We start from the raw sequence: 6,569 nt of genomic DNA, 5'->3' as shown, positions 1-6,569 counted from the left end.
TTGCATGTATTAGGCACGCCGCCAGCGTTCGTCCTGAGCCAGGATCAAACTCTCCAATAAAGAGTTGATATAGCTCATTGTTTAGTCCCATGCGGGACAAAAAATTAACGTTGACGTTTTTGTTCGTTCAGTTTTCAAAGAACAATTTTATATAACTTATTTAAGTTTGTCGCTCAGAAGCGACTTTATTAATATAACACATGTCTCTTATTTAAGTCAACAACTTTTTTGAAAGCAATTTTCCAGAAGTTTGTTTCTCTGATAAGGACGAGTTTTAATATATCATGCCTTATAAATGTTTGCAATATAATTTTTCATTTTTATGCTCTTCTTTTTACAAATGATAAATTAGCAAATGGGCATTTTTTATCATACACTCTTTTTAAAAGATTATTTCAGTAATGGATATGAATGGAGGAATTCATTATGGGCAGCATCAAAATAAAAAGAATATATGATCCTTATGATGAAGCCGACGGAAACAGGATCTTAGTTGACAGGCTTTGGCCAAGAGGGATTTCAAAAGAAAAAGCGCAATTAACCTCTTGGATGAAGGAGCTTGGACCAAGCAATGAACTTAGAAAATGGTTTGGCCACAAACCAGAGCGTTTTGAAGAATTCCGCATGAAATATGTACAAGAATTGCACGGGGATAATACTAAAATAGAAAAGTTAAAAGAGCTATGCAGACTGACTGAAGACAGTAATGTAACCCTGCTTTATGCAGCAAAAGACCAAGATTTCAATAATGCCGTTGTCTTAAAGGAAGAATTGCTTCTTTATATCAACAAATAGATACTAGTTTTTAAAAAGATAAAGTTATTCTCCACAAATCCACAGCATTATCCACATTCACGACATAAGAATGAACAGTAATCAACTTATTTATCAACAATCTGTGGGTAACCACCGAGTGCTTATCCACAGATTGTTGGTTATACACAGCAATTATTCTTCAAACAATTCTATCAAGTCATTCATATTACCAGTTTTTATTACATATGATCTACTAATTCCTATTAATTCTTTGAAAGGTGTGAATAACTCTGGAGACAATCGCCCTTTATTTATCAGTGTTTATGGCAATCTTTTTATTCGCATACTCCTATGTTGAGGGATTACGAATTGCAAATTCGGACGAAAAAATATATGGAGGAACATTTATCCTATCTGTTACATTCGGGTTTATTTTCTCCGGATTCACTTATTATTTTTCGTAAAAAAAGAAGCAGGGGTTCTCATAAGCGAGTAAGCCCTGCTTCTTTTCATTTTATGGTTGCCGCAATAGCTGCATCCACAAATTTACCCTTTTCATAAAACCGCTTCTTCAGAATACCTTCCAAATGAAAACCGTTTTTTTCTAACACCCTTCCTGAAGCGATGTTACTTGGGTCGAAGAATGCCTCTATGCGATTAAATTCCATCTTCTCAAATCCATATTCAACAACTTTGCAGATAACCTCTGTCATTATCCCCGATCTCCAAAAATCAGGATGCAGTTCATAACCTATTTCAGCTTTAAAATGTTCCTCTTCGATTTCATGAAAGCCGCAGGTGCCGATAAATCGACGGTTTTCCTTTAAAACAATCCCCCAGCGAATCTGCTGTCCTGAGCTATATCTTAATAGAAGCCGTTCAATTAACTCTTCAGCCTGTGTCATAGAGGTGAATGTCTCTAAATCATAGAATTCAGTCACTTCGTCTTTTGAAAAATACTCAAACATACTTGTGGCATCATTTAATTCTAGCTTCCTGAGCAAAACTCTTTCTGTCTCTAATTGTGGAAATTCCTTAAACGCCTCTGCAAAACCCATTTTGTCACCTAATTTTCATCATTATTGGCTGATCATTTTTTCTTTCCTGTGCTTCACATGAATCTTATGCTCATCCAGGACAAATAGAGATAGGCCAGCGATTATAATGCCTCCTCCCAAAATTTGAGTCCATGTCAACGATTCCTGTAATAGCAGATAGGCAAGGATTGCCGCACCAATTGGTTCAAATAAAACTGCCATTGATATAGTAGAAGTACTTACCCATTTTAGCGACCAGTTAAAGAATGTGTGTCCCATCAAGTTCGGCACGAGGGCAAGCAGAATGAAGTATACCCAGTCGCTTGATGGGTACGGCACAAGCGGTTCATGCTTGATCATAATGTAAATAAACAGCGTAATGGTACTTATACTATATACTACAAAAGTATACGTAATCAGGGAAAGCCTTTTTCGTACCTCCTGGCCAAACATGAAATAGGCTGTAACTAATGCACAGGCAGCCAATGCCAAGAAATCGCCTATAAGCGCAGCACCACTAACCTGAAAATCGCCCATACTGATAATGATACTTCCTAATATGGCAAGCAATCCACTTAAAATGGCTTTGAAAGAAAATTTTTCTTTGAAAAAGAAATAAGTTCCGACAAACGCAAATAATGGCTGGAGAGTGACTAATACAGTAGAACTTGCTACAGATGTGTAGTTTAAAGATTCAAACCACAAAATAAAGTGAAAAGCAAGAAAGACTCCCGAAATGGTTGAAAAGATCCAATCTCTTCTAGTAATAACGCGGAGCTCAGGAACATATTTTAATAAGAAAACAGGCAGCATAAACAGCACTGAAAAAAACATTCGATAAAAGGCTATAACACCGGACGGGGCACTGGAAACCTTCACCAAAATGGCTGAGGTGGATATTGAAAAAACCCCTATGGCCAATAAGACATATGGATTAATTTTTGCTTCGTTCATGATGAGTTCTCCTTATATCTTTTCTATATATTTTTAAACCAAGATAATCATACATCACAAAAAAACTTTTTTAATATAATTATAAATAAATAATATTTGAAATATTTATCCCTCAATGAGAAACTTGGTAACAAGGCGCTTTTTTCCGACCGACTTCCAAATTTTAATAAAGAATACATAATGTGGAGTGGAAGAATATGTTGTTTAATGATATGGAATTAGAAATTTTAATGAAATTGGGGATATCTGCTGTCCTAGGCCTCATTATCGGCATCGAACGGGAATTAAAAAGAAAACCCGTCGGCTTAAAAACAAGTCTCGTCATTTCCATTGTCAGCTGCTTGCTGACTATCGTATCAATAGAATCGGCCTATATCTTTCCAGGTAAAGAAGGAATTAATATTCAAATGGACCCGCTCCGCCTGGCAGCACAAATCGTATCAGGTATTGGATTTCTAGGGGCCGGGGTCATTCTCAGGCGGGGAAATGACAGTATTTCTGGTTTGACAACCGCTGCTTTAATTTGGGGAGCTGCAGGCATCGGAATCGCTGTTGGCGCAGGTTTTTATCTTGAAGCAATGGCGGGGGTTGCACTGTTAATTATCAGTGTTGAAGTAGTTCCTTTTATTATGGCTTTGATTGGTCCAAGACAGCTGAGAGAAAAGGAAGTAACCCTTCAGCTAAAAGTCCACGATAAGAAAAATATTTCAGAAATCCTTACAGCGATTAACGACTTAAAAATTTCGATTAGACGGGTACGCATTAAGGACTTGGAAGAAAACAGACACCTTGTGCAGCTAATAGTCACTGTGAATCACAAAAAGAGCATCACAGACGTGTATTATAGTATCTCTGAATTGAATGGTGTAAAAAAGGTAGAGGTCGAAAGCCTATCCTGATATAAAAATTTCTCTTGCGAAAAAATCGGGTTGCGGATATAATCTTATTGTATCCAATAACCGGGGCATTAGCTCAGCTGGGAGAGCGCTACGCTGGCAGCGTAGAGGTCAGGGGTTCGAGCCCCCTATGCTCCATACGAAAAACCCTTGATATATCAAGGGTTTTTTCTTTTTTATAATTTGTTTAATCAATGAAAATAACTAACTGTCGCCGAATTGTCGCCGAAATAATTTTTTTGTGATTTTACACTGCATTTCCGACCTGTTTAAGAACATTTAATATTAATGGAGACACCTGAATGAGTACATACCCAAGACCAGCATTTTGAATCATTCCCCATGCCTTTTCAGGATTGCCAAGCATAAAGAAGAAACAAGCCCCGACAATGATAACTGATGCAATAGGAAAGCTTAATGCGACAAGTATATCAATAACCGGATCTAACGCATGAGCCAACATAGAAACAGTTTGTTCGCCCATCCACTCTTTCGCCGTAGCTTCAACGGCAATTGGTGCGACTGCCGGTACGGTTGTCGCTGCCGCTGCTGTGGCCGCCTTAGTCGCAAGTATAGCAGCCGCCCCAATCGGCGTACCAAGTGCAAGAGGAAGTGCTAACCCGGCTCCCATTTGCCCAATTTTGATAATGATTTCTTGCGACTTTTTTGATTTTGTTTCCTTTCGCGCTTTTTCCTTCACTTTGTATTCACCAGACATAAACTCACTAATTGACATAGCTTTAGTTCTCGCCATCGTGGTCACCCTTTCTTTTTGTTAGTTTTCCTCTTTTTATTCACCTTTTTCTTCTTCCTTTTCTTTAAACCATAATCCAATGCTAAAAATCCGACCTGTAAAGCTGTTTTCTTCCAACTCATCCCTATCTCTCCTCTACTTAATGTCATCCCATAAATAAACGTGGTACTTTAACCCTAAACATAAGGATTCTAGTTTTTTCTTTCTATATGGAGTTGTTGTTACCCAGATAAGAACAAAATTAGGGTTTAAACTCGCTAATTCTTGATAACGCTTAATTTTAGCAGTGTTTTTTCTCATTGATTGTTTATAATCGATTTCTACAAAATGATGTTGTTTGTTAAAAATATAAACAGCATCAGCAATAATCGATGTTTTACTGTTTGGTATTTCTATTTTAATCTCGTTTTCCCATGAAGACGGTCTGCCTTTAGTAATAAACAAATCATTTCTTATTAAATAATGTGTAACCATCGCTGTTTTTCTACGGATCTTTTCCGCCTGGACTCTCTCTCTGCCCTCAGCATTAAGATAATAAACTTTTTTCTTATCATCGGTAAAAAAAGAAATATAGTCACTCATGTTGCTTAAAACCCGCTGGGCGTTACGTGTCTGCCCCAGGTCATGCATTTTTTGTAATTGCTCTCTAGTGAGATAATCACATCGGCGTAAGCTTAAAAGTATTGCTTCTTCCCTCTTCTCGTTTTTCATTTTTTGGATCATCCTCCTTTGTTTTAATAACAATGTGAGGTTTAATTTGTTTTTTAATTTCCTGATTACTGATATAAGGTGTTTGGACCACCTGACTCTTAACGTTTTTATATATCCCTCTTCCTGGTATTAACGGGAGATCTTCAGCGCCTGTTTGACCAAGTGCAGTTTGTGAAGCTGTTGCATCATCTAAAACAAAGCATAACCGGGAAGGAATGTTCCTCTTTGTTTGTTGGGGTATGGATAGACTAGAAGGATACTGGGTGGCATAAATCAAATAGTAACCAGCTCCCCGGCCCCTTCTAGCTATATCTGTCACAACCTTCATACACCCTTCATCATCTGCAATATCCGCTGCTTCATCAATGATGATAAAATGACGCTCTTTTCGACCAGATTCCTTTATATCCTCAAAACCAGCATCGACAATATCGCTATAGGTGTCATTCATTTCTTTTTGAATACCTTCAAGAATTTCCTTAGACTCTTTTGGATCCTTGGTGAAATTTTTCGTCTGCTTTAAATCTTTAAACCTTTGGAAAGCTGATCCCCCTTTCAAATCAATTAAATGTAAATTTGCATTATCAGGATTTTGCAAAACAAAGGTCGTAACAATCAATTTTAAAATTGCACTTTTTCCGTAACCTGTTGCACCGGAAATTATTAAATGCTTATGGACATCAAAATCATGTCTAATAATTCCACTGCGGGTATGACCAATGGGGACAGACCATGTTTTTGGCTTAAGATAGCTTTTATTCCAAATATATTGGTCCTTCATGCTTTCTTTATAAACCTTGATTCCCAACATCCCATCAAATTCAATTTCAATTTCTTTTCGACTAATCTTTTTAGTGGTAAGAATTGTCCTTATTTGCTTAATAGGATTTTTGCGCAAATTAATTTTCAAAATATCTTTTGGTTCAAATTGGAGATATTTGTGGCGGATATTAAGACCATCCTCTAAGATGTGCTTTTCCGCTTCAATTTTCATACGGTCGAAACCCAACGGCAGCTGATAAATATATTCCACTCCTCCTTCAAACTTTGATTTCCTGTGAAGACGTATAGTTTCTCCGTTTTTTCCATTCCATCCAGAATTCGCAAAAATTCTTTGTATTTTTTCGGCATCATTTGATACGGGACCACTCGTTTTCAGATACGCGTAGGCTGCAATGCTCCCCATTAAAATTGTAGACCCAACTTCGAATATCATCACACCACCCCAATTCTGGATATTACGTAGTAATAGCTTCAAAGAAAACGAAGGATGAAAATAACACTTAAGCCGTTGATATGATTGAACCTGTAAGATTCGCTTACCTGCTCATGCAGCGAAAATCAGAACGAATGTAGATAGAGAATGTTTCAATGAAGATTTCTCTGAATGGTAAATGATATGAGGGCCTGGTTGTCCGATATATCTTGTCCACTTAAAAAAATTTAAAGGGATTGAAATAA

General features: G+C 37.2%; 7 protein-coding genes, 1 tRNA gene and 1 rRNA gene. 3 read left to right on the top strand and 6 right to left on the bottom strand.

Annotated features, from left to right (window positions below; genetic code table 11):
- Positions 1 to 60, bottom strand: a 16S ribosomal RNA gene (locus AC1Q59_RS20605); the annotation flags it as partial.
- Between the two features lie 366 nt (positions 61 to 426).
- Here AC1Q59_RS20605 and AC1Q59_RS20600 point away from each other — a divergent pair.
- Positions 427 to 795, top strand: coding sequence for a DUF488 domain-containing protein (locus AC1Q59_RS20600; RefSeq protein WP_492367738.1), 369 nt, complete (start codon positions 427 to 429; stop codon positions 793 to 795).
- 470 nt (positions 796 to 1,265) lie between these two features.
- Here the strand turns inward: AC1Q59_RS20600 and AC1Q59_RS20595 are convergent, their stop codons facing one another.
- Both AC1Q59_RS20595 and AC1Q59_RS20590 read right to left on the bottom strand, forming a co-directional pair.
- Entirely contained in the window at positions 1,266 to 1,814 is a 549-nt protein-coding gene (locus AC1Q59_RS20595; RefSeq protein WP_492367737.1) for a GNAT family N-acetyltransferase, read from the bottom strand.
- 21 nt (positions 1,815 to 1,835) lie between these two features.
- Positions 1,836 to 2,747 (bottom strand): DMT family transporter, encoded by a 912-nt coding sequence (locus AC1Q59_RS20590; protein ID WP_492367736.1) that lies wholly within the window; start codon positions 2,745 to 2,747, stop codon positions 1,836 to 1,838.
- A 212-nt stretch (positions 2,748 to 2,959) separates the two neighbouring features.
- Here AC1Q59_RS20590 and AC1Q59_RS20585 point away from each other — a divergent pair, with 212 nt between their 5' ends.
- Both AC1Q59_RS20585 and AC1Q59_RS20580 read left to right on the top strand, forming a co-directional pair.
- A complete protein-coding gene (locus AC1Q59_RS20585; protein WP_492367740.1) occupies positions 2,960 to 3,646 on the top strand; it encodes an MgtC/SapB family protein in 687 nt (228 codons plus the stop codon).
- Positions 3,647 to 3,708: 62 nt separating this feature from the next.
- Positions 3,709 to 3,781 (top strand) — tRNA-Ala (locus AC1Q59_RS20580).
- A 109-nt stretch (positions 3,782 to 3,890) separates the two neighbouring features.
- Here AC1Q59_RS20580 and AC1Q59_RS20575 read toward each other — a convergent pair.
- The 3 genes from AC1Q59_RS20575 to AC1Q59_RS20565 all read right to left on the bottom strand — a co-directional run bounded on the left by AC1Q59_RS20575 (position 3,891) and on the right by AC1Q59_RS20565 (position 6,324).
- Positions 3,891 to 4,397 (bottom strand): hypothetical protein, encoded by a 507-nt coding sequence (locus AC1Q59_RS20575; protein WP_492367735.1) that lies wholly within the window; start codon positions 4,395 to 4,397, stop codon positions 3,891 to 3,893.
- Positions 4,398 to 4,532: 135 nt separating this feature from the next.
- Positions 4,533 to 5,108 (bottom strand): replication-relaxation family protein, encoded by a 576-nt coding sequence (locus tag AC1Q59_RS20570; protein WP_492367734.1) that lies wholly within the window; start codon positions 5,106 to 5,108, stop codon positions 4,533 to 4,535.
- Positions 5,056 to 6,324 carry an FtsK/SpoIIIE domain-containing protein gene (locus tag AC1Q59_RS20565; protein ID WP_492367733.1) on the bottom strand — a complete coding sequence of 423 codons (1,269 nt, stop codon included), beginning with the start codon at positions 6,322 to 6,324 and terminating at the stop codon, positions 5,056 to 5,058. Before AC1Q59_RS20565 ends, AC1Q59_RS20570 begins: the two co-directional genes overlap by 53 nt.
- Positions 6,325 to 6,569 lie beyond the last annotated feature (245 nt).

The organism is Cytobacillus sp. MT66 (genome assembly GCF_058792595.1).
Note: the sequence above shows the minus strand (reverse complement) of the source record. Positions and strands in the feature narration are given on the sequence as shown.